Here is a 23,257-nt window from a genome sequence, read left to right as displayed (position 1 = left end):
TACATTGAGCGGTTCCATAATCCCAGGATGCGACGTAGAGTTGCCGCTCAGGATCAGAAGCTGTCAGCCGTTTTAAAACCGTCCGTGGAAACGGGGTAGAACCCCTTCACAAATCAATGGAATAAGCACCAAAATGTCGCGCATTGCTTTCCACCCACACTCTAAGAGTCTTTCGTAAACTATCGGGTATTGCGCCAGTAATGAATCTCCTGCATTGCGGGTAGAATGGTTTCCGTTGAACAAACGATTAAGGATATATTCCGTGACGCTCTACACCGACACCCCGATGGGAAAGGCCGTACTGGAACTGGTAGAAAACCTCTCATATCTCTTGGCTGAGAAAGGAAACCCTCCCGGGACTTGTCGAGCCTATATTTTCGGCGGCTGCGCTTTGCATTTACACACCAAGGCTCGGGGCAGTAGTGACTTGGACGTTGAGTTGGAAGCCGCCAAGAAGGTTTCAATCGGGGAGCTCGTTCTGGAGCTGGACGACATCTTCTATGACGACCCAGATACCGGCCCGTCTTCAATTGTCTTGGACGAAACCTTCAATCCGACACTGGCCCCGCTGCACGAGCTCTACCAGGAAGAAGCCATTCGATTGAACCCAAACGATAACAGCTCGCCGCTCGAAGTCTATGTTGTACAGAAAGTGGACTTAGCTATTTCCAAGCTTGGCCGATATGGGGACCAAGACATCGACGATATCCATACCCTTTTTTCCCATGGCCTTGATATTGAGGAATTCAGGAAGCGAGCCCTCGAAGCTTCAAAATACTATGTCGGTAATGTCAGCACTTTGACAAGCCATATTGAGCACGTTATAAACACCTTCAAACCCTGACGTTTTTTGATCGATCATGAGCGCATTCTTGGAACTCTCCAAAAAAGGCTTATCTGATGCTAAGCCCCAAGAGGTGGTTCAAACTGCCTTGGAGCTTTGGCACAAGAGTTATTTGCCATCGTTGACCGGGCTTTCCGTTGAGAGCAAGCGCGTTGCCGGCTACCTGCTTGATCGGCTTTCACGCTTCAACTGCCTATCAGCCGAACAGAAAGCCAAACTCCAGGAAGTTGCTTATTCAGTTAGAGCTGATGTCCCCCATCGGGAGAGCCAGTTGAAGGTTGATTCCCTCGCCAAACAATGGGGCCTGGACTATGACTTGCGCCCATTCATGAAGGATTTACTTCCGCTCCAAACCAGGCATTTCAAACGTAATTTCGCGAAGCACAACGATGAGGCAGCCTGATTACACATGGTTGTCTACTTTTGGTCTAAGGGCTTGTAAGCCCGATACCCCTGTCCATTGGCCCCTTTCTTCACCGTAAAATACTCCGACCTCTCTACCAATAAATCAGAGAACTTCTTTGCCCCATAAGTTCTCGGGTCAAAATCCGGGCGTGTGCGCTTGAGGAATGAGCCCGCAGCGGAGAAGGTTGCCCATCCCTGGTCGTCCTGGGTTTGTTCCCAGGCCCGTTTTAACAGTGCCACTTCCTCGGGGAGCTTTTCCTGTTTCTTCCTCGGAGTTTCGGATTTGGCGGGCTCATCGGGCGCAATTTCTTCCGGGTACTCCAGGTTCTCGGTAAACAGGAAATCGTCACAGGCGCTTCTGAATGAGACCGGTGTCTTTTTCTCGCCGAATCCGAATACGTATATCTCGGATTCCCTGAGCCGGGAGGCCAGTTTGGTGAAGTCGCTGTCGCTGGAAACCAGGGCAAAGGCGTCAAACTTGGAGGAGTAAAGTAGGTCCATCGCATCAATAATCATCGATGCATCAGTGGCGTTCTTGCCTTTGGTATAGGCGAATTGCTGGATGGGCTGAATTGCCAATTCGTTCAGAACGGTTTTCCAGTTTTTGAGGCTGTCTATGGACCAGTCACCATACGCTCGCTTTACAACCACGTGGCCATGAGAAGACAGCTCTTCGATTATCAGCGGCAGCTTGGTCAACTGGGCGTTATCGGCATCGATCAGAACGGCTATTTTCTTGTGCTGCTCAAGATCCTTCAATGTAATTCTTCCTTTCTTGTTGCCACACACGGGAGAATACCTGCTTTTATCCTCTACCGCTCCATCCGCATAACTGCTGAGATAACAACGCTCATATTTGCGTCTAATATTCTCTGAAACCAGAATGACTTACATCATTAACACCACTGCCAACAGCGCCATTTTTCAGGGAACCGTCCATGCTTCTTTCGTTTCTGGCTATCGCCACCGGCCTCACCGTTCTGGTGTGGAGCGCCGGCAAGTTTGTTGAGGGTTCTGCGGCCACGGCCGGATACTTTGGCATGCCACCGCTGTTGATCGGCATGGTGGTGGTTGGTTTTGGTACATCGGCGCCGGAGATGGTGGTGTCTGCCCTTTCCGCCACTCAGGGGAATCCGGGATTGGCACTGGGTAACGCCTATGGCTCAAACATCACCAACATCGCCCTGATCCTGGGTATTACGGCGTTGATCAGCCCGATTGCGGTTCACTCGCAGGTGATGCGCAAGGAGCTGCCTATACTCGCCGCTGTGACGGCACTGGCAGCCTGGCAGGTGTGGGACGGCGAGCTGACGTTTGTGGATGCGCTGGTGCTACTGGGTGTGTTTTTCCTGTTGCTGGCCTGGTCCATCCGCCAGGGTATGACTCAGAAAAACGATGCCCTGGGCACGGAGGTTGCGGAAGAAATGAGCCATCGCTCCATGCCACTTCGCAACGCGGTGCTGTGGCTGATTGCGGGCCTGTTACTGCTGATCGTGAGCTCGCGGATTCTGGTCTGGGGCGCCGTTGAGTTGGCGCTTGGCTTTGGCGTAAGCGACCTGATCATCGGGCTGACCATTGTGGCGGTGGGAACTTCCCTGCCTGAACTGGCGTCGTCGGTTATCGCGGCGCGCAAGGGTGAGCATGACATTGCCCTTGGCAACATTCTCGGCTCGAACCTGTTCAACACCCTGGCGGTTGTGGGCATTGCCGGCACCATCAGCCCGATGGCGGTGGCACCAGAGGTGTTCTACCGGGATATCGCGGTGATGTCAGCGCTGACTCTGTCGCTGTTTATACTGGGCTATGGCTTTCGCGGGCCGGGACGGATTAACCGGTTGGAGGGCGGGCTTCTGCTCGCCTGTTTCGTAGGCTACACCGTCTACCTGATCTCAACCACGTTCACGTCCTGACCGGGCCTAGCCAAGCAGGCACTCCCGCGAGAGTTTCTGGCTGACTTCCCGGCGCTGTCGCCGCAGGCGGTTGCCCTGGTCGTTGGAGTACCCGGCCCGCAGTTGCTTCTGGATGCGGTCCAGCTTTTCCCGATACTCCTTACAGCGGGCGTTCTTACGCTCACGCTCGCGGGCTTCCTGTTTGTCGGATAACGTTCGCCCGCCACCGTTGCCCGCTTCCAGGCTACGATTCACCTGCTGGTTGATGGTGCTCACCCGCTTGCCCCGGGTGATGTTCTCCCGCATGGGAATCAGCGAGGGCGTCCTCAGCTCAACGCGTTTGTGTTCGCGTACACCGGGCTTTATGTCAGTAAAGTGAGCAACCCCCTGTTCATCAACCCAGGTGTACATTTTTTGGGCTGATGAGATGGCGGGAATAACGAGCAATACAAAGACTGCGGCCTGCCTCCATGGCATTGGTTTCCACTCCCTGTGGTTTGTGTGTCGGCGCGGGCATTATAAACAAAACCGCGTGCGAGTGAGAGGGCCAGTATGACGGCTGGCCCACAGATCAAGCATCCAGCAACTCAATCCAGTGTTGAACTGGCACCTGAGCCTTGGTTTCCAGATGCATCTGACAGCCAATGTTGGCGGTGACGATGCGGTCAGGATTGTCTACAGTCAGCGCCTTGAGCTTGTTGTTCAGCAGGCGCTGGCTGAGCTTGGGCTGGAGGATGGAGTAGGTACCAGCAGAGCCGCAGCACAGATGTTTTTCCTTGGTTTCAGCCAGATCAATGCCGGCCTTACGCAATACCTGATCTACCACGCCGTTTTGCTGCATGGCGTGCTGCAGGGTGCAGGGGCAATGGAAAGCGACCTTACCGGCTCCCTGGGGTACCTTCAGTTTTTCCAGGTCCTGTTTGAGCAGGAAAGCGCCTAGGTCAATGGTCATGTCGCTGACTTTCTGCGCCTTGGCGGCATACATCGGGTCATCCTTTAGCAGATGGCCGTACTCCTGAACCATCGCCCCGCAACCGGAAGCGGTCATGATGATGGCCTCAGCGCCAGCTTCAATCGCGGGCCACCAGGCGTCGATGTTGCGGCGCATGGCGTTGAGGGCTTGATCATGTTCCGAGAGGTGATGGTTCACCGCGCCACAGCATCCGGCTTCCGGAGCTTCCACCATGGTGACACCCAGTTTGTAGAGCACCCGGGCGGCAGCGGCGTTGGTGTTCGGCGTGGCGGAGGGCTGAACACAACCGGCAAGGGCCAGCACAATGCGGTCGTGGCTGGCAGCCGGCCAGGGGCTGGCCTTTTTTCTGGGCGGTACTTTGGTGCGCAATACGGATGGCAGTACCGGGCGGAACAGTTGGCCCATGCGTAGCAGGAAGCCGAACAGTCGACGGTTGGGAAGTACCCGGGCCAGCGACCAGCGTATCCAGCGCTCTTTGGGTGGCCGTGGCATTTCCTGTTCCATCAGGCCTCGGCTGATGTCGACCAGGCGGCCGTATTTCACACCGGAAGGACAGGTGGTTTCACAGCTGCGGCAGGTGAGGCAGCGGTCGAGGTGTTCACGGGATTTTTCGGTGACTTCTTCGCCTTCCAGGAACATTTTCATCAGGTAGATGCGGCCGCGGGGGCCGTCGCGTTCGTCGTTCAGTTCCTGGTACGTTGGGCAGGTGGCGGTGCAGAAGCCGCAATGTACGCAGGCACGCAGGATGGATTCGGCTTCCTGGCCTTCTGGGGTGTTGGCGAATTGTTGGACTAAATTGGTTTGCATTGTTTACCTGCTTTTTTGATTTGGAGCACAAGTGAGCGGTAACCCCTTTTCTGAAACACGCTCCTTCGGCACATCCATGTGACGCTTGGACTCCGCCATCCATGGCTCCGTACAGTTTCAGAAAAGGGGCCACCACTCACTTCCCCGGCATCTCAGAAGGCCCGCTCAGTTTCCTGTGAGATACCGGAGCTGATTGTTACAACCAGCTATAAAGTCGGCCCGGGTTAAAAATACCGTCGGGATCAAACGACTTTTTCAGCCGTTGCTGAATTTCTTTTAGCGCCCTCGGCTGGTGGTGCATTACCTCATCGGTGCGATCCCCGCCGCGGAACAGGCTTACCTGGCCGCCGGCGCGTTGCGCCATGGTTTCCAGTTTGGCGATGTCGGCTTCGCCCCGATACCAGCGCTGGGAGCCAGCCCAGTCGATCAGCCAGGGGCCGTCGAGGTCCGGGTTTTCGGCGGTGGAGCCGACGGAGAAGCGCCAAAGCGGTTCATCACCGGCAAAGAATTCGTGCTGCATGTGTTGTAGCTGTTGCCAGAACTGGTCACCCTGCTCCATGACTTCACCGGACCACTTTTCGGCGGTGGCCTCCACGGCGGATTTGGCGCCAGCGAGGCGCAGATAGACTTTGCCGTCCACCCAGGCAGCACCGGTGATGGGCTTGGGCTCTTTGGCGCGGCTGTTCATGTAGTGAATGACTTCGTCCATCGCCACGTCCTGCACCAGGGTGAGAGACATCGCCGGTTTGGGCATGACTTTGAGGCTGATCTCGGTGATCGCACCCAATGTGCCCATGGCACCGGCCTGTAGCCGGGAGGTGTCGTAGCCGGCCACGTTTTTCATTACCTGGCCGCCAAAGCGCAGGTGTTCACCTTTGCCGTTGAGCAGGCGGATGCCCAGCACCTGGTCCCGTACCGAGCCGGACCAGGGCCGTGCGGGGCCGGAGAGGTTGCACGCGAGCGTGCCACCGAGCGTGGAACCATCACCAAACCTGGGCGGTTCGAAGTGCAGGCACTGGCCTTCTTCGGCCAGGGTGGCTTCGATTTCCGCAAGGGTGGTGCCGGCACGTGCGGTCAATATCAGTTCCACAGGATGGTATTCAACGATGCCTGTGTGCTCGCCCATGTTCAGAGAGCCTGCATCGGCGTCGGCGGCCCGCCCCATGAAGGCCTTGGTGCCACCGCCTTCGATATTCAGTTTCTGGCCCGTCTTGCGGGCCTGGAGAACCTGCTCCTGCAGCTTTTGAGACAGATCAGCCATGCGCCGCGTCCACCGTGTCGTGCTTGTGTTGTTTGTGCTCGAGCGAGCGGTATTCCTGACAGAAACGCAGGGCGGGAACGCCCTTGCCAGGGTTGAGAATACCAGCCGGGTCGAACGCCGCTTTGACGTCGTGGAACTGCTGCAGTTCCTCGTCGTTGAACTGCACGGCCATCTGGCGGATTTTTTCCACACCCACGCCGTGTTCACCGGTGATGCAGCCCCCCACTTCCACGCAAAGGTTGAGAATGCTGCTGCCAAAGGCCTCAGTGCGCTCAAATTCGCCGGGCACGTTGGCATCAAACAGGATCAGCGGGTGCAGGTTGCCGTCGCCGGCGTGGAATACGTTGGCTACCCGCAGGCCGAATTCTTCGGACATTCTCTCCATTTCCAGCAACACGTGCGCCAGATGCCGACGCGGAATGGTGCCGTCCATGCAGTAGTAATCCGGCGAGATACGACCCACTGCCGGGAAGGCCGATTTACGGCCTTTCCAGAGCAGCGCCCTCTCCTCTTCGCTCTGGGAGGTTTTGACCGAGGTAGCGCCCAGTTTTCGGAACACATTCTCGGCCTGTTCGATGTGTTCATGGACTTCTTCCTCGGTGCCGTCCACCTCGCACAGAAGCAATGCTTTCGCCTCGCGCGGGTAACCTGCCTGGGCAAAATCGTCAGCCGCGATAATCGCATGACCATCCATCATTTCCAGGCCGCCGGGGATGATGCCATGGGAGATAATTCCGCCGACGGCATCGCCGGCTTTCTGCACACTGTCGAAGCCGGCCATCACCACCTGGGCTATCTCCGGTTTCGGCAGCAGTTTTACTTTCACTTTGGTGACGATGCCCAGCAACCCTTCAGAGCCGGTCATCAACGCCAGCAGATCCATTCCACAGGCGTCCAGAGCGTCGTTGCCGACGGTCACCCGGTCTCCCTCGGCGGTGATCATTTCCACGCTGAGAATGTTGTGAACGGTCAAACCGTATTTCAAGCAATGCACGCCGCCGGAGTTTTCCGCCACGTTTCCACCAATGGTGCAGGCAATCTGGGAGGAAGGATCCGGCCCGTAATAGAGACCGTACTGGGCAACCTCCTCGCTGATCGCCAGGTTACGCACACCCGGTTGCAGTAAGGCCGTTCGCGCCAGCGGATCGATGTCCAGGATGCGGTTGAACTTGGCCAGCGACAACACCACGCCTTCCTTGTGCGGCATGGCACCGGCACTCAGGCCGGTTCCGGCACCACGGGCCACAACCGGCACTTCGTGCTCGTTGCAGATGCGCATCACCCGTTGCACCTGTTCGGCGGTCTCCGGCAGCACCACGAGCATTGGCATCTCGCAGTACATCGACATACCGTCGCATTCATAGGGCTTCATGGTTTCGTCATCGGTAATGACGAAGTCCGGGTCTATGAACGCACGGAACTGTTCCGCCAGCTCCGCTGCGCTGATTTTCGGTTTGCTGTTCATATCATTCTCTGGGAGTCATGGCTTTCAGTGAGACAGCCATCAACCGCGTTTGGTTTCAAAGTGATCAATCCCTGCCTGGGCACAGTCCATATCCTGTTGGGGGGTGCCAGAGCTGATACCGATACCGCCAACAACCTCGCCATCGACCATCACCGGCAGGCCACCACCGACAGAACTGATACGCCCACCCACTTCAGTATGGATGCCGAAAGCCAGCTTGCCGGGTACGTTCACGGCGTTGTAATCGTGTGTCGCCTTTTTCGCCGCTGATGCGGTGAAAGACTTGTCCTGGGCAATGGTCACGCTGGTGATCTTGCCGCCGTCCATGCGTTCGAACGCGATCAAATTGCCGGACTCGTCGGTGATGGCGATACACATGGGTACGCCGATCTCGCGCGCCTTCTCCGCCGCACCTTCGATGAGTATTCTGGCGTCCGCCAGATCAAGTCGTTTAACCGTCAACATGAGCAATTACTCCTCTTTATTAGCCATAAACCAGATTGGGCAGCCAGGTAACGACGCCCGGAATGAGCACACAGATAAACAAACCGAATGCCTGAATAGCAAGAAATACCAGGGACGACTTGAAGATTGTGCCCATGGTGATATCCGGCGGACACACGCCCCGAATGTAGAAGAGTGCGTAGCCGAACGGCGGGCTCAGGAACGACATCTGCATGTTCACCAGATAGAGCACACCAAACCACAGCACCACGTCCTCACCGGGCACGGCCGGGAAACCCAGCAGGCCAGGGAATTCCAGCGCCTCGACAATCGGAATGAAAATGGGCACAGCCAGAAGCAGAATACCCACCCAGTCAAGGAACATGCCCAGCACCACCAGCAGCACCATCAACAACAGCAGAACGGCGTAGGGCGACAGACCAATACCGAGGATGGTTTCGGTAATGAAGTCCTGACCACCCTGCAGGATGTAGAACCCGACAAACACCGATGCACCAAACATGATCCACAGCACCATCGCCGAAGCCTTGGCGGTGGTGACCGACGCATCACGCAGTGTGGCGACAGAGAATACCTTGTGTTTCATGGCCACCAGGATCGCCCCGAAAGAACCGATACCGGCCGCCTCAACGGGAGTCGCAACACCGCCAAACAGCAAGCCCAGCACCAGGAATACCAGTACCAGTGGGGCGATCAGGTCTTTCAGCAGCAGGAGTTTTTCCTTGAGGCCAATCCGCTCTTCCTCCGGCACTGGCGGCCCGAGTTCCGGATTGAGCCACGCGCGGGTACCCACATAAATCACGTACAGGCCAGCCAGAATCAGCCCCGGAATCACTGAGCCCAGGTACAACTCACCTACTGACTGCTGCGCCACAACCGCATAAAGGATCGCCAGGATGGAAGGCGGGATCAGGATGCCCAGTGTGCCCCCGGCCATGATCGAGCCCAACGCGATCTTCTGGTCGTACCCGCGTTTGAGCATCGCCGGTAGCGCAATAATGCCCATAGTCACCACAGCCGCACCAATAACCCCGACCATGGCGGCCAGAATCGTGGAGGCCAGTATGGTGGCAATGGCCAGGCCGCCACCCAGGCCGCCCATCCACTTGTAGACCACGTTGAACATCTCTTCGATCAGGCCGGCCCGTTCCAGCATGGAGGCCATGAAGATGAACAGGGGGATCGCTGCCAGGTCCGAGTTGGTCATCATCGGGAAGATCCGGCTGGGGATGATGTTCAGCATCATCGAGTCGCCCACCAGATAGATAAACGCCACGCCCAGGCCACCGGTCACAAAGGCCAGCGGCAGCCCCATCATCAACAGCACCGCCAGGGAGCCAAACATGATGTAGGTCAGCGGACCAATCTTCACGTCCGACAGCATGCCGGAGAGCTTGAACAGGAATTTTTCGTCGCTCCAGGGGTCGTAAAACAGGATATTGATGACTTCCACCAACACGACAAAAGCAAGGGCAATCGTGGCGATGATCATCAGCCAGGTGCCGAGCTTGCCGATCAGCGAACCCGTGCCCTGGTTGGTCATGGTTTCTGTGCTCATGCGTGTTGCTCCCGGCCGAGTTTAATGAAGATAGTGATGTCCTTGAGCAGTTTGGACAGGCCCGCCAGGAACAGCAGCGTCGACCCGAGGAGCATAACGCCCTTCACCGGCCAGTACTGAATGCCCCATGTCTCAACGGTTCGTTCGTCCATGGAATAAGAGTTCTCAAGGAAGGTCCAGGAGGTAATCATCAACGCAATCGCGAACATGAAGAAGAACATGGACGTGAAAATATCCATGCCCACGCGGCCCCGAAGTGGCAGGAAGTTGTAAACCACGTCAACCCGCACATGGGCACCGTGAAGCAATGCAAACGCACCCGCCATCAGGTACTGCATGCCGAACAGTAGAAAACTGGCCTCGTGTACCCAGATGGTGGGCTGGTTGAACAGATAGCGCATCACCACTTCGAAGAAATAGAACACCACCGCGTTCACGGTCCAGAAGGAAATAAAGACACCGGATTTCTCGCTGATCCAGTCCACCGCCTTGGTGAACCAGTTATTCGCATCACTGTAATCAACGCTTTTTTTCAGTTCCGCTTCAATCTGTTGAAGCTTCTGGTTGGCCTCGGCATTTTTGTCGATGGCTTCCACACCCCGTTGGGACAACCAACGGTCCAGCGCCATCATGATCAGCGGCATAACCGCCAGCCAGCCCCAGTAGAACCAGTGAGGCAATACAAAGCCGAACGCACTCAGGTCAGACATGTTTTATCACCTTTAATCACAGAGCGGGGAAGGCAGCGAGCGTGCCGTCGGCGCACTCCCTGCCTTCCCCGTGATCGGTTTATTATGGTTTTGCCGGCTTACATGCCTTTGATGTCTTCCTCGTTGAGGTAGCCAACGGTCTCGTTCATCATGTACTCAAGCTGGATATCCAGAATCGCCCTGGCATCCTCGTTCTTTCCGGCCCAGTTGAACCAGATCGGGATCGCAGCCTTCCGGAACTTTTCCAGGTCTTCCTGGCTCAGACGTGTCACCTTCGAGCCATCCTCTTTGAACTTCTCCATCGCTTCGATGTTGCGCTTCTGAATGGTCAGGTAGTGCTTCTGTGAGTAGATGCGAACCTCGTCCTCAACCAATTGCTGAAGCTCTGGGTCCAGCGCATTCCACGCACGCAGGTTGACGGTCAGGTCCATCAGGTCCACCGGCTGGTAGATGGACATAACACCAGGAGGCCCGAACATGATGTAGTCGGTCACCTGGGAGAAACCCAGCTCGTAGTTCACGGCAGGGCCGACGTAGTCAGCAGCGTCGATGGTGCCCTTCTCCAAAGCCGGGAAGATATCCGAACCCGGCAGGCTCACCGTGGACACGCCAAACTGCTGGAACACCTCAGCGACCATGCCGCCAGGCACACGCATCTTCATGCCTTCCATATCTGCCAGGCTGTTCACCGGCTTCTTGGAGTGAATGATGTTGGCGTCGTGTTGAATCGGGCCCACGTAAAACAGACCGAATTTCTTGTAGATCTCACGGGTCTTTTCCAGCATGCCCATGGAATAGAACATGATGTCCCACTGGTGCGGCTGATCGGGACCGGCCGGGTAGGACGACAGGAAAACGGAGGCCGGAATCTTTCCGGACCAGTACAGGGTAAAGGGATTCATACCCTGCAGAACGCCGTTGCGCACCGCCTCGAAAAGGGCGTTGTTATCCGCGGCAACCGATTTGGCCGGGTACGGCTTGATGATCAGCTCGCCACCGGATTTCTCCTCCATGCTGTTGGCCCATTCCTCGAACAGGTCATAGCCTACGGTGCCAGCGTCCCATACTGATTGAATCTTCCAGGTGGTTGCAGCCTGGGCCTGGCCAGCGCCTGCAATGGCCACACCGCAGAAGGCAGCGGCAAGTGCGAATGACTTCAGGAAACCTCGCCGCGGGGCAACGTTTCCAGACTGCGTATCCGGAGCGCTTAATTGCTCGCTGTTCTTGTTGGTATTCATCGCCACATCTCCGTTGACATTGTTTTTATCGGGGTCACGTCAACACCAGCAACAGCTGGCATTAGATCGATATTCGTAGTCCTGCCGGGTTTAGTCCAGAAAATTGCCAACTGGTCAGACCAGTTTTGTAAATGCCCGATAGACGAAAACGCTGTAATGAGCCATATTTACTGGTCCCGAAAGGGTTTCTTTAATTCAAGGCACGATAAAAACAACTGGTCCGACCAGTGACTCCTGGCAGGAAACATCATGGCAATCGCACAGGAAATTTCCTATCGACTCGAACGGCTCATTCTCGACGGCGGGCTGGCGCCGGAACAGAAAATGCCGTCGGAACGACAACTGGCTACCCGGCTTGGCGTGTCCCGCGCCATCATCCGCGAAGCCCTGCACGAGTTACAGGGGCGGGGCGTGATTGAGACCCGGCATGGCAAGGGCTCTTTCGTAGCCCGAATTGTGCCCGGCGGTGAAGAGGACGGCGAGGACAGCCCGCTGCTGCAGATGTTTACCGGCCACCCGCGAACCCTGTATGACCTGCTGGAAGTAAGAGAACAGCTGGAGGGCCAGGCCGCCTATCTGGCGGCACAACGTGCCACTGCATTGGACCTTCATCGCATCACCAAGGCCTACTCCGCACTCGAACAGACCGACCCACTCACCAACGCCCGGCCGGATCACAGTTTCCATCAGGCCATCGTGGAAGCGTCCCACAATCCGGTCCTGGTGCATGTTCTGAATGGCTTGAAGAACCTCATGCTGTTGACGGTGGAAGCCTCCGTGGCCAACCTGAATCCGCGTGAGGAAATGCGCAACAAGATCTCCCGGCAACACAAGCGAATCTACCAGGCGGTGATGGCAGGAAAGCCTGAGGCGGCAAAACGCATCGCCATGGCCCATGTGCGTTTTGTCAGTGACGCCATGCGTACGATCGAGCAACAGGGAACGGCCATTATCCGGGTCTCCCTGCACGCATCGGCAACATCGGAAAAGCCACCACAACGGGCATAAACGGCAAAAAGCTTGCATCAAACGTTCAATAATCCACAATTAACACGCGGTATGTGTAATGAAAAACAGAAAAACCCCGCTTTAGGGGGATTGATTTCCGCATCCACAGCCCGTAAAACTTGCGCCTTTGTTATATAGCCTCGGGAGCCACCTATGGCGGATTCAGCGCCTCTGATCTGCAAGGACATCCACAAGACCTTTGATCAACTGGAAGTCCTCAAGGGCATTTCACTGGAAACAAAGAAGGGGGATGTCGTTTCCCTGATCGGCAGCTCCGGCTCCGGTAAGAGTACGTTTCTGCGCTGTATCAACATGCTCGAGACACCCACCTCCGGCGACATTATCGTGCACGGCGACCCGATTCGGTTCACCACCAACCGCAAGGGCGAGCGGATTCCGGCGGACAACAGGCAAGTTGAACTGATTCGCGCCCGGCTTTCCATGGTCTTCCAGAGCTTCAACCTCTGGTCTCACATGACCGTGCTGGAAAACATCATTGAAGCCCCTATTCACGTGCTCAAAGTGCCCAGAAAAGAAGCCATCGAAAGGGCCGAAGCCTATCTTGAAAAGGTCGGCATCTACGAGCGCAAGGACTACTACCCGGCCCAGATGTCAGGCGGGCAGCAACAGCGGGCCGCCATTGCCCGTGCCCTGGCCATGGAGCCGGAAGTGATGCTGTTTGACGAACCCACGTCCGCGCTCGACCCAGAGCTCGTTGGTGAGGTTTTGAAAGTCATGCAGAACCTCGCGGAAGAAGGCAGAACCATGATCGTGGTAACCCACGAAATGTCGTTTGCGCGGGATGTGTCATCCCAGGTCCTGTTTTTGCATCAGGGCGTGATCGAGGAGCAAGGTACACCGGACAAAGTCTTCGACAATCCGGATTCAGAAAGAATGAAGCAGTTTCTGGCTCCAAAGTTCTGACGTGCAGTGCTATCTTGAAACCATGTTTCCTTGTCGGGGCAGATCCGCCCCGGAAGTAAATGCCAAAACCAGCAAAATAAGGCAGACCACTGCCGATAATAAAGCCCACAAGGCTGACTACTGGAGAAGTGACTCATGAGAAAACTGATTGTTGCAGCAAGCGTCGCCCTGGCCATGATGGCCGGTGTCGCCCACGCCCAGGAACGTAACCTTCGCATCGCCTTCGACGTGCCCTACGAGCCGTTCGAATACAAGGATGAAAACGGCGAACTGACCGGTTTCGAAGTGGAACTGGCCGAAGCCATGTGTGAAGAGATGAACGCCAACTGCGAATTCGTTATCCAGGCATGGGACGGTATGATTCCGGGCCTGCTGGCGCGCAAGTTCGACCTGATCATGTCCTCCATGTCCATTACGCCCGAACGTGCTGAGCGTGTGCTGTTCTCCGAGCCGTACTACAACACTCCGGGTGGCTGGTTCGGCCCCGAAAGCTTCAACACCGACGTCACTGACATGGCCGCCATGGAAGGGATGACCGTTGGCGTACAGCGCGGCACCACCATGGACACCTTTGTGACCGAAAAAATGGGTGGCGTTGTGACCATCAAGCGCTACACCACCGCTGACGACATGGTCCTTGACCTGGAAGGCCAGCGCCTGGACGTGGTCTTTGTGGACTACCCGGTTGGTGAGCAGACCGTCCTGAGCAAGGATGGCTTCAAGGAAGTTGGCGAGCCGGTCAAACTCGGCCAGGGCGTGGGCGTCGCCATGCGCAAGCGTGACGAGGATCTGGCGCAGGAAGTCAACGAGGCGCTTGCCACCCTGAAGGAAGATGGTACCTACGACACCATCATGGAAAAGTACTTCGCTTACGACATCAAGATGTAAAACTGGCCCGGGGGCAGCGTTTTTTGCTGCCCCCGCTTACCGGATGTACCCATGATTGACTTGAAAGGCTACGGCCCGGCCCTGCTGGAAGGGGCTGTGGTCACCATTGAACTGGCCTTCTTTTCCCTTGCTCTCGCGCTGGTTCTGGGGCTGATTGGCGCTTCCGCCAAGCTGTCCAAAAGCCGGGTAGCCATTGGGATTGCGACCACGTATACCACCCTGATCCGTGGCGTACCGGATCTGGTCATGATGTTGCTGTTTTACTATGGCGGCCAGGTCGCGGTTAATAACCTGTCGGATTACCTCTACGACGCCTACGACATAGACTTCTTCTTCCAGTTTGACCCTTTTATCTCCGGTGTCATCACCATTGGCCTGATCTTCGGTGCCTACATGGCGGAGACGTTCCGTGGTGCCTTTCTCGCCGTGGAGAGCGGTCAGATTGAAGCGGCCCGTGCCTACGGTTTCAGCCGCTGGCGCACGTTTCACCGAATCATATTGCCGCAGATGCTGCGCCATGCCCTTCCTGGCATCGGCAATAACTGGCAGGTACTGCTCAAAACCACCGCACTGGTCTCCATCATCGGCCTGACCGATATGGTGCGTGTCGCCGAAGAAGCCGCCAAGGCCGAGCGCATGCCATTCCATTTCTTTATTCCGGTGGCGTTTGTTTACCTCAGCCTGACAGCCGGTTCCGAGCTGTTTATCAAGTGGCTCAACAAGCGCGCCAATATTGGCGTGGTACAGGGGAGCTGAACCATGCCTGAATTTCTTGCTGAACTGCTTAACCAGAACGATATCTTCACCGCCCCCACCATCATGGAATACTGGGGCGGGCTGGTCACTACCGTTCAACTGGTATTTCTGTCACTGATCCTGGGCCTGCTGGTTGCCGTTCCCCTGGCGATCATGCGCACCTCGAAGAACCCACTGATCAACGGCCCGGTCTGGTTCTATACCTATATTTTCCGGGGCACACCGTTGTTGATCCAGCTGTACATCATTTACTACGGCCTGGCCCAGATAGAGGGTATCCAGCAAACCTTCTGGTGGGACATCTTCCGTGAAGCTTTCTACCCGGCCCTGCTGGCGTTCACACTGAATACCGCCGCCTACACCACGGAGATTATCCGGGGTGCCATTGTAGCCACACCCAGTGGGGAGATTGAGGCGGCAAAGGCCTATGGCATGAGCTGGGCACTGCGGATGCGCCGGATTATCCTGCCGAGCGCGGCGAGGCGGGGTGTGCAGGCATACTCCAACGAAGTCATTTTCATGCTTCACGCCAGTGCCATTGCCAGCGTGGTGACCCTGGTGGACCTGACCGGGGCGGCGCGGAACATTTATTCCCGATTCTACGCCCCCTTTGATGCGTTTATCTTTGTGGCGCTGCTCTACATGGTTTTGACGTTTATGTTGGTGTTTGCTTTCCGCAAGCTGGAAAACTATCTGTTGCAACATCAACGGCCGGTGAGTGGCTGACAAATCCACAGTGCAGGGACGTCCGGAGCGCAGCTGAAATGATTTTTGGTCCTGGCCTTGATTGGCTTTCTCACACGCTCACGCGAACAGAGCACGCAACATCGGAAAAGATTGTTGTTCTGGACGACGGCACGGGGTTGCAGTTGCAGGACTCCGGGCTCCTCTATCTGGAACCCCCTACTGGGCGCCCCAACCCCAACAATGAGTCGCTGATTGTTTCCGCTGGCATCCATGGGAATGAAACCGCGCCCATTGAGGTTCTGAACCATCTGTTGAATGAGCTGATCGACGGTCAATGGCAACTGGCCTGCCCGGCGCTGTTGATACTTGGCAACCCAATGGCGATGGATGCTGGCCAGCGCTTTATTGACGTGAACCTCAACCGCCTGTTCGGTGGCGCCCACCGTAAACCGGAATACCGGAACTTTCCCGAGGCGGAGCGGGCCCGGTTGCTGGAGGACGCCTGCAGGGCCTTCGCCACCAAACACTCTGCCAATGTGTGCCACTACGACCTGCACACCGCCATTCGCCCGTCATTGCGGGAGAAGTTCGCCCTCTATCCGTTTGTGGAGGGACGGGACATTCCGGATGGGCAGATTGATTTCCTGCTGGAGGCAGAGGTGGAAACCCTGCTATTGCAGCATCGTGAAGGCACCACCTTCGCCTCGTTTTCCTCGTCCGAACTGGGAGCAGAAAGCTTCACTGTGGAACTTGGCAAGGTACGGCCTTTCGGGCAGAACGACCTCAGCCGCTTCACGGGCATTGCCAATGCCTTGCGGCGCCGACTGAAAGGCGAGGAACCGCCGAAAAGGGATAAGGGGGCAGCACCGATAACAGTGTTTGAAGTGGTGCATGAAATCCTGAACACCGGTGACAGCTTCCAGTTCCACGTGCCAGACGACGTCGCCAACTTCACCATGTACGACCCGGGCACGGTCATCTGGGAAGACAGTAACACCCGATACACGGTAGGCGACACACCCGAAGGCATTGTGTTCCCGAACCGCGACGTACCCGTTGGCCAGCGGGTAGGCCTGATGATCAGGCCCACCCGCTAGCGTCAGGCAGGAGCGTTCTCTGGTTCTGCCACCTTACAGCTGATCACGTGGGTACAGACCGACGGCACCACCAGCAACGTCAACACTGTAGACGCCAGCAGGCCGGAGATAATGGCCCAGGCCATCGGCGGCCACAGTGTGGAGCTGGAGAACGCCAACGGCAACAAGCCGGCAACGGTGGTCGCAGTGGTCAGCAGGATAGGCCGTGTGCGCTGCTCCACCGCCTTGCGAACCGCATCCCGAATGCCATCCCCTTTCTCTAACTGTCGATCCATCACATCCAGCAGTACGATGGCATTGTTCACCACAATCCCCACCAGTGCGATGACACCCAGCAGCGACTGGAAACCAAACGGCGAGCCGGAGAATACCAACCCCGGGAAGATACCCACGGTGGCCAGTGGCACGGTGAGCAGGATGATGCCGACACGTCGGAAGGAATTGAACTGAATTAACAGGAAGAACAGCAACAGCAGCACACCAATAGGCGCCGTGGTCAGCAAGGCGTTGTTGGCATCGCCGGAGCCCTCGGCGTCACCGCCCATGTCCAGCCGTGTACCCGGTGGCAGGGGGTTTTCCGCAAGCCTTGCTTCCAGCCCTTCCAGGGCCTGACTGAAGCTGTAACCTGCCATCAGGTTGGACCAGACGGTGTTCATTCGGGTGCCATTACGCTGGAACAGGGCCGCCGATTGCCAGGACGTTTCCACCGAGGCAATAGCGGAAAGAGGCACCGCGTCGCCCCGATCATTGTAGATATTCACCGACAACAACCGTGGCAATGACAAGCTTGTGCCTTCCCGGGAGCGCAACACCAGGGGAATCGGGTCCTCCTCCTGGCGATACTGTTCAGCCACCACACCAAAGCTCTGACCATAGAGGCTTTGGGCAACATCGGCACGGTTCAGGCCGTAACGGGCCGCGCTGGCATCGTCCACATTGATGGCAATGCTCGGTACGCCGATATCCAGGTTGTGGCGCACATCTACTGTGCCCTTAACGCTGCGTAGCGCCGAGAATACCTGTTCCACGGCACGCGCGCGGGTGTCGTCGTTGGCATGATAAACCCGCACTTCCACCGGCGCTGCCCGTGGCGGCCCCTGCCCCAAGATTCCCGCCGTTAGCTGCAATTCCGGCATTTCGTGCCCGGCGCAGTCGCGAATCCACTGTACCAGGCCGGTGGTGTCTTCCAGGGTGGGCGTTGATACCACGATTCGCCCGCGGTTCGGCGCCTGGGGCTCGCGCTGCAGATTGTAATAGAAGCTGGGGCCGGTAAAACCAACAAACCGATGCACCTCCAGGGCCTCCGGTCGGGTGCGGATAGCACGCTCAAGGTCGGCCGCCACACTGGACGTGCGCTCCTGGTCCGTGCCTTCGGGCATGTAAAGCTCAACCACCACCTGGGGACGATCCGCGTTGGGGAAAAACTGCTGTTTCATGAATGGCGTGAGTGACAGGCTGAACACCACCAGCGCCGTACCCGCAAGGATCAAAGTGCCCGGACGCCTCGCCACCAGGGCGCCGAGAAAACGGGAAAGCCCAACCAGCTTGTCTTCGCGCGTGTCTGCCTTGCGGGGTTTCAGGAAGCGGGCCGCCAGCAGTGGTACGGCGGACACAGCCAGCAGGTAACTGACGGAGAGGGTGAGCATGATCATCACCGGCACACCACGGGTGAAATCCGCCGTCCCACCCTTGGACAGCAACAACGGCATGAACGCCGCAATGGTAGTACCCGTGGAGGCTCCCAACGGCCCCGCCAGCTCTTTCACAGATTGCTTCAGGGCGTCCAACCGTCGCATGCCGTCATCCAGGTATCCCTGAATGCTCTCGACAATCACAATGGCATTGTCGATCAGGATACCGAGGGAAATCACCATGCCGATGACAGCAATCTGGTGCAGTACACCACCACCCAGGTCATAAAGGCCGATACTGATCAACGCCACCATCGGCAGGATCGACGCCACCAGCAACCCCATGCGGATGCCCATACCGGTGAACACCACGGCCACAATGATGATAACGGACATCACCAGGCTCCAGGCCAGGTTGTCGAGCCGCTCTTCCACCTTATCGGGCTGGAAGAACATCTCGCGGATGTCGTAGGGAGAGAACTCGTCACGGATCGTCGATAGCCGTTCCCGCACACGTTCGCCAAACCGAATGGCGTCGGTACTGCCCTCTTCCATGATCATGGAAACCAGCACCACTCTTTCACCGTCGTACCAGGCTTCCGGTTGCCGGGGCTCCGCTGGGCCACGCCAGACTTCAGCAGCCGCGGCGAGGGGCACCTGGGAGCCGTCCGGCAGTTCAATAGGCGTCGCACGAATGGCATCCACACTGGTGAATTCGCTGTTTGGCAACACCGACAGACGACGACCGTCGGCGATAACAAAACCACCCGGCGTGGTCTGGTTGCGGCGCGCCAACGTGTCCAGCACGCGTGCGGGAGAAATGCCCAGTCGGTACATAGCTGCGTCGTCCAGCGCCAGGGTGATCTGTTCGTCCGCGTCACCCTCCAGTTCAATACGGGACACGCCGGAAATGTCCGCCAGATTCTGTTTCAGGCGCTCTGCCACGTCGCTCAGTTCGGTAACCGAACCAGAACCGCTGACCGCAAGAATAATGGCAGGAATATCAATCAGGCGGTCGTCCAGCACCATCTGGCCGACGTCATCGGGAAAATCCAGGCGCGCCCGGTCCATGGCCTGGCGGACACGATCCCAGGCGGAATCGGTATCGTAGATGGTGTCATTCAGGCGCACGTTGAAAATCGCCACACCGGTGCGGGCAGTGGCCTGGGAGTAATCGACCTCCTCCACCTGGCGCAACTCGTCCGACAATGGCTGCAGTACCAACCGCTCAACGGCTTCGGCGCTGGCGCCTGGGTAGTTGATGCTAATCAGACCGGCGCGATAGGGAAATGAAGGATCTTCCTGGCGCGGCATGGTGCTGTAGGCCGCAATCCCCAGGAGACACAGCATGGTCACCACCATGCCCAGCAAGCGTTGAAAGTTCAGCAGGCGCAGTGACATCAGCGCACCTCCACGGCATCACCGTCGGAAATACGGGTCATGCCGGCAAAGACCACCTGATCACCAGCGCTAAGATCGGAGGCATCCACCACTACACGCTCACCGATAATCCGCTGCACCGTCACCGGCACACGGTGGGCAACGCCATCGGAAATGCGGAACACGCTGGCGCCTCCGTTGGATTTCATCACTGACAACAACGGCACCGTCGTGGCCACGGTTTCACGGGGCGTAATACCCACTTCCACCGGCTCCCCGGGTTCCAGGGTATCTGCCGGCAGGCTGACCAGCACCGGATGGAGCTCGCCGCGAACACCTCCGGGCTGGGCAATTTCCACAATGGAGCCGGTGACTGGCGCACGGTTACGATCCTGCACCGACCAGACCGGCAGCAGTTGCGACAGCGACACATGGTTAAGCATGTACGCCGGTACCCGCACTTCCACTTCGCGTCCCTCCGGGGACGACAGACGCATCACCGGCTGGCCGGAGGCCACAAACTCATCCCGTTCCACCAGCAAGGCTTCAACCCGGCCGTCGAACGGCGCCCTCAGTTCACTCTCTCGCAGTAAGCGTGTGGCCTCGGCAAGAGATGCTTCGGCCGTTGCCATACTGGCTTTCAGGCTGTCCCGCCGGGAAGCCAGTTGCTCAAGTCCCTGCTCCGAAACGACCCCGCGCTCGTGCAGTTGGCGGGAGCGTTCCCACTCCCGTTTGGCCTGATCATATTGGGTTCTGAGTTCGTCCAGCCGGGCAGCTGCGGAATCCCGTGCCGGTTCCAGTGCGGGGTTATATACCCGCGCCAGCAGGTCACCGGTCTTGACGGTCTGCCCCAGTTCAACCGCGCGTTCTCGAAGGGTGCCACTCACCTGGAACGTCAGCGTTGCCCGCTGGGCCGCCCGAACGATACCGGAAAAGCGCAGCGACACGCCCTCCGTCTGGCCGCCCGTCACCTCGGCAGCACGCACTGTTACCGGGGCAGCGCCCTGCTCAGGCGCCGGTTCACTGGATTTACAGGCGCTGACAAGGAGGCTTGCAGCGGCCAAGAGGGAAACGATGGCGGAGCGCCGGGCGATGTTCATTGAGAAGTCCTCTCTTCCATGGTCACGGTGTTTTTCATCATCCATCCGGTGGACAAAAGTTCATTATCAGACATAATGTCATTTTTTGACAATTTGTCAATAATCGGATTTCATCCCTAACCATGTATCATGAGATGGCAGTCTCCATTACCCGGAACCCCCTATGAGTGAGCCGTTAAAAACCCGTAGAGAGAAAGAGAAGCAGGCCAGGTACGACAGCATTCTGGATGCTGCGGAACTGGTGTTTTCGGAGAAGGGCTACGAGCGCACATCCATGGACGACATCGCGCGCACGGCCGCGCTCAGCCGTGCATTGCTGTACGTGTACTTCAAGGACAAGGCGGCGATCCAGCGCGGCATCATGCTTCGTGCCGGCCACAGCCTGTGCCGCCGCTTCGAGGAGGCTCGCCAGACGGCGGACACCGGGCTGGCTCAGATATCCGCCATGGGAGTGGCCTATTACAACTTCTACCGCGAGCAGCCGGATTACTTCTCCGCACTGACAACAGCCTCCACGGCGATGGTCGACGCAGATGATGAGCTGGCAGGCGAGATGTTTGGCTGCAAGGCAGAAACCATGGAGCTGATGGTCGGCGCGATACACCTGGGGCTGGAAGACGGCACCATGAACCGCGAGCGTATCCACAATCCGGTTGAAACCGCGCTCTACCTCCGTGGCGCCCTCCATGGCGTCATCATGCTATGCCAGAGCGAAATAACTGAGAGCGATCTGGAGGGCAACTTTTCTGAGGAATCACTGATCCGTCATACTATGGAGATGCTGACGTCCTCTATCTCGTCCTGAGAAAAGAGGACGATAACCGGATCAGAGCTGAAAATCGTAGATAGACCCAAGCCCAAGAATCCCGGTCAGCTCATCCAGAGCCTTGCGGACTTCGTCAAGCAGCATCGGGTCGCCCAGATCCTCCTGCGACAACTCCTCCCGGTAATGCGCCTCGACCCAGGTAGTCAGGCGTTCATACAGGGAGTCGGTTAGCAATACGCCGTGGTGCATGGCCTTGAGTTCGTCGTCGTTCAGTACCACCCGCAAACGCAAACATGCCGGGCCGCCACCGTTGCGCATGGACTGTTTGACGTCGAAAACCTCCACCGACGTAATCGGCCCCGAGTCGTTCACCAACTCGTCCAGATAGCGGCTGACCGACGCAATTTCACGGCATTCACCCGGCACCGCCAGCATCATGCCATCGGGCGTATTCAGCAACTGACTGTTGAACAGGTAGGAGGCCACAGCGTCCTCCAGCGGCACCTGCTCACTGGTGACACGCACGGCTTCCAGTTCTGCACCTGTCAGGCGCGAGCGGATATCAGCCAGCACGGTTTCTTCATCCAGAAACGCCAGCTCATGGTAGAACAGAGCGTTGCCATTACCGACGGCGATAACGTCGTTGTGGAACACCCCGGCATCAATCGCAGCGGGGTTCTGCTGGGCAAACACCACGTGGCTGTCTTTCAGGCCATGCAGGCGGGCGATGGCCTGGGAGGCCTCCAATGTCTGGCGTGCAGGATACAGTTTCGGGGCCGGAGCCTGTTCGTTGAAGGCGATCTGGCCGTATACGAACAGTTCAACGCCCGGCTCACCATACCCGCCGCACAGACGGGTGTGGTTGGCGGCGCCTTCATCACCAAACTGGCTGACCGACGGCAGCGCCGGATGGTGGGCAAACCAGGCGTCGTCCGCGAAGATGGATTTCAGTGCCCGGCCGGTGACCACATGCTCAATAGAGCGATGGAACTTGGCGCTCAGGTTTGCCGGCGTAAAATGCACGCGGTGATCGGAGGTATCCGCACTCGGCGACACCGTAGCGGCGTTGGCCGTCCACATGGTGGAGGCCGATGATGCCGCCGCCAGGATGGACGGGCTCTGTTTGGCGGCCTCGCTGAGAACGTCGCGGTCCGAACCGGTAAACCCCAATGCCCGCAAGGTCGGAATATGCGGGCGTTCATGGGGTGGCAGAACACCCTGGACAAAACCGCGATCCGCCAGACGCTTCATTTTCGCCAGCCCCTGCAGGGCGGCTTCCTTCGGATTGGACACCGAGCGAACGTTGGACTTGGACGCCACATTGCCCCATGACAGCCCGGCATAGTTATGGGTAGGCCCTACCAGGCCATCAAAATTGGCTTCTACTGCGTGCTTGGCCATGACT

At 57.5% G+C, this 23,257-nt stretch carries 22 protein-coding genes; 10 read left to right on the top strand and 12 right to left on the bottom strand.

Translation table 11 applies throughout. The annotated features are described in order from the left end of the window. Nucleotides 1-262: 262 nt before the first annotated feature. Both AXW11_RS05490 and AXW11_RS05485 read left to right on the top strand, forming a co-directional pair. Nucleotides 263-844 carry a DUF6036 family nucleotidyltransferase gene (locus AXW11_RS05490; protein ID WP_091644225.1) on the top strand — a complete coding sequence of 194 codons (582 nt, stop codon included), beginning with the start codon at nt 263-265 and terminating at the stop codon, nt 842-844. Between the two features lie 28 nt (nt 845-872). Next, nucleotides 873-1,247: a hypothetical protein gene (locus AXW11_RS05485; protein WP_091644228.1), complete on the top strand. Its 375-nt coding sequence runs from the start codon at nt 873-875 to the stop codon at nt 1,245-1,247. A 14-nt stretch (nt 1,248-1,261) separates the two neighbouring features. On the opposite strand, the gene AXW11_RS05480 is transcribed toward AXW11_RS05485, so the two are convergent. Then, on the bottom strand, nt 1,262-2,008 hold the full coding sequence (locus AXW11_RS05480; RefSeq protein WP_091644230.1) for an NYN domain-containing protein: 747 nt from the start codon (nt 2,006-2,008) through the stop codon (nt 1,262-1,264). Nucleotides 2,009-2,187: 179 nt separating this feature from the next. On the opposite strand from AXW11_RS05480, the gene AXW11_RS05475 reads away from it, so the two are divergent. Beyond that, complete coding sequence (locus tag AXW11_RS05475; RefSeq protein WP_091644233.1) at nt 2,188-3,159, top strand: calcium/sodium antiporter; 972 nt, start codon at nt 2,188-2,190, stop codon at nt 3,157-3,159. A 6-nt stretch (nt 3,160-3,165) separates the two neighbouring features. Here AXW11_RS05475 and AXW11_RS05470 read toward each other — a convergent pair whose 3' ends face one another. The 8 genes from AXW11_RS05470 to dctP all read right to left on the bottom strand — a co-directional run bounded on the left by AXW11_RS05470 (nt 3,166) and on the right by dctP (nt 11,615). Further along, nucleotides 3,166-3,615, bottom strand: coding sequence for a DUF4124 domain-containing protein (locus AXW11_RS05470; protein ID WP_036208741.1), 450 nt, complete (start codon nt 3,613-3,615; stop codon nt 3,166-3,168). Nucleotides 3,616-3,709: 94 nt separating this feature from the next. After that, on the bottom strand, nt 3,710-4,918 hold the full coding sequence (glcF, locus tag AXW11_RS05465) for a glycolate oxidase subunit GlcF (RefSeq protein WP_036208738.1): 1,209 nt from the start codon (nt 4,916-4,918) through the stop codon (nt 3,710-3,712). 196 nt (nt 4,919-5,114) lie between these two features. Then, the gene (glcE, locus tag AXW11_RS05460; protein WP_091644236.1) at nt 5,115-6,179 is read right to left on the bottom strand and encodes a glycolate oxidase subunit GlcE; all 1,065 of its coding nucleotides are present in this window, start codon (nt 6,177-6,179) and stop codon (nt 5,115-5,117) included. Further along, the gene (locus tag AXW11_RS05455) at nt 6,172-7,644 is read right to left on the bottom strand and encodes an FAD-linked oxidase C-terminal domain-containing protein (protein ID WP_075194364.1); all 1,473 of its coding nucleotides are present in this window, start codon (nt 7,642-7,644) and stop codon (nt 6,172-6,174) included. The genes glcE and AXW11_RS05455 overlap by 8 nt, the downstream gene beginning before the upstream one ends. A 39-nt stretch (nt 7,645-7,683) precedes the next feature. Next, the gene (locus AXW11_RS05450; RefSeq protein ID WP_007153417.1) at nt 7,684-8,109 is read right to left on the bottom strand and encodes a GlcG/HbpS family heme-binding protein; all 426 of its coding nucleotides are present in this window, start codon (nt 8,107-8,109) and stop codon (nt 7,684-7,686) included. A gap of 19 nt (nt 8,110-8,128) precedes the next feature. After that, the gene (locus tag AXW11_RS05445) at nt 8,129-9,667 is read right to left on the bottom strand and encodes a TRAP transporter large permease (RefSeq protein ID WP_051946996.1); all 1,539 of its coding nucleotides are present in this window, start codon (nt 9,665-9,667) and stop codon (nt 8,129-8,131) included. Continuing rightward, entirely contained in the window at nt 9,664-10,377 is a 714-nt protein-coding gene (locus AXW11_RS05440; RefSeq protein WP_075194362.1) for a TRAP transporter small permease subunit, read from the bottom strand. The genes AXW11_RS05445 and AXW11_RS05440 overlap by 4 nt, the downstream gene beginning before the upstream one ends. A gap of 98 nt (nt 10,378-10,475) precedes the next feature. After that, nucleotides 10,476-11,615, bottom strand: coding sequence for a TRAP transporter substrate-binding protein DctP (gene dctP, locus AXW11_RS05435; RefSeq protein WP_075194361.1), 1,140 nt, complete (start codon nt 11,613-11,615; stop codon nt 10,476-10,478). A 249-nt stretch (nt 11,616-11,864) separates the two neighbouring features. Here dctP and AXW11_RS05430 point away from each other — a divergent pair, with 249 nt between their 5' ends. The 6 genes from AXW11_RS05430 to astE all read left to right on the top strand — a co-directional run bounded on the left by AXW11_RS05430 (nt 11,865) and on the right by astE (nt 16,975). Further along, nucleotides 11,865-12,623: an FCD domain-containing protein gene (locus AXW11_RS05430; RefSeq protein ID WP_091644238.1), complete on the top strand. Its 759-nt coding sequence runs from the start codon at nt 11,865-11,867 to the stop codon at nt 12,621-12,623. Nucleotides 12,624-12,776: 153 nt separating this feature from the next. Then, a complete protein-coding gene (locus AXW11_RS05425) occupies nt 12,777-13,547 on the top strand; it encodes an ABC transporter ATP-binding protein (protein WP_091644241.1) in 771 nt (256 codons plus the stop codon). A gap of 135 nt (nt 13,548-13,682) precedes the next feature. Then, entirely contained in the window at nt 13,683-14,435 is a 753-nt protein-coding gene (locus AXW11_RS05420; RefSeq protein WP_091644244.1) for a transporter substrate-binding domain-containing protein, read from the top strand. Between the two features lie 51 nt (nt 14,436-14,486). Beyond that, entirely contained in the window at nt 14,487-15,191 is a 705-nt protein-coding gene (locus tag AXW11_RS05415; protein WP_036208713.1) for an ABC transporter permease, read from the top strand. A 3-nt stretch (nt 15,192-15,194) separates the two neighbouring features. After that, entirely contained in the window at nt 15,195-15,917 is a 723-nt protein-coding gene (locus AXW11_RS05410) for an ABC transporter permease (RefSeq protein ID WP_075194359.1), read from the top strand. Nucleotides 15,918-15,955: 38 nt separating this feature from the next. Next, nucleotides 15,956-16,975 carry a succinylglutamate desuccinylase gene (gene astE, locus AXW11_RS05405; protein ID WP_091644247.1) on the top strand — a complete coding sequence of 340 codons (1,020 nt, stop codon included), beginning with the start codon at nt 15,956-15,958 and terminating at the stop codon, nt 16,973-16,975. Nucleotides 16,976-16,977: 2 nt separating this feature from the next. Here the strand turns inward: astE and AXW11_RS05400 are convergent, their stop codons facing one another. Both AXW11_RS05400 and AXW11_RS05395 read right to left on the bottom strand, forming a co-directional pair. After that, nucleotides 16,978-20,007 (bottom strand): efflux RND transporter permease subunit, encoded by a 3,030-nt coding sequence (locus AXW11_RS05400; RefSeq protein WP_091644249.1) that lies wholly within the window; start codon nt 20,005-20,007, stop codon nt 16,978-16,980. After that, nucleotides 20,007-21,086, bottom strand: a complete 1,080-nt coding sequence (locus AXW11_RS05395; RefSeq protein WP_091644264.1) for an efflux RND transporter periplasmic adaptor subunit — start codon at nt 21,084-21,086, stop codon at nt 20,007-20,009. Before AXW11_RS05395 ends, AXW11_RS05400 begins: the two co-directional genes overlap by 1 nt. A 163-nt stretch (nt 21,087-21,249) precedes the next feature. Here AXW11_RS05395 and AXW11_RS05390 point away from each other — a divergent pair, with 163 nt between their 5' ends. Further along, nucleotides 21,250-21,891: a TetR/AcrR family transcriptional regulator gene (locus AXW11_RS05390; protein ID WP_091644252.1), complete on the top strand. Its 642-nt coding sequence runs from the start codon at nt 21,250-21,252 to the stop codon at nt 21,889-21,891. Between the two features lie 21 nt (nt 21,892-21,912). Here AXW11_RS05390 and astB read toward each other — a convergent pair whose 3' ends face one another. Continuing rightward, nucleotides 21,913-23,253 carry an N-succinylarginine dihydrolase gene (gene astB, locus AXW11_RS05385; RefSeq protein WP_091644255.1) on the bottom strand — a complete coding sequence of 447 codons (1,341 nt, stop codon included), beginning with the start codon at nt 23,251-23,253 and terminating at the stop codon, nt 21,913-21,915. Between the last annotated feature and the right edge of the window lie 4 nt (nt 23,254-23,257).

Origin of the sequence: Marinobacter sp. Hex_13 (assembly GCF_001566815.1) — a bacterium.
GTDB classification, from domain to species: Bacteria; Pseudomonadota; Gammaproteobacteria; order Pseudomonadales; family Oleiphilaceae; genus Marinobacter; species Marinobacter salarius.
Note: the sequence above shows the minus strand (reverse complement) of the source record. Positions and strands in the feature narration are given on the sequence as shown.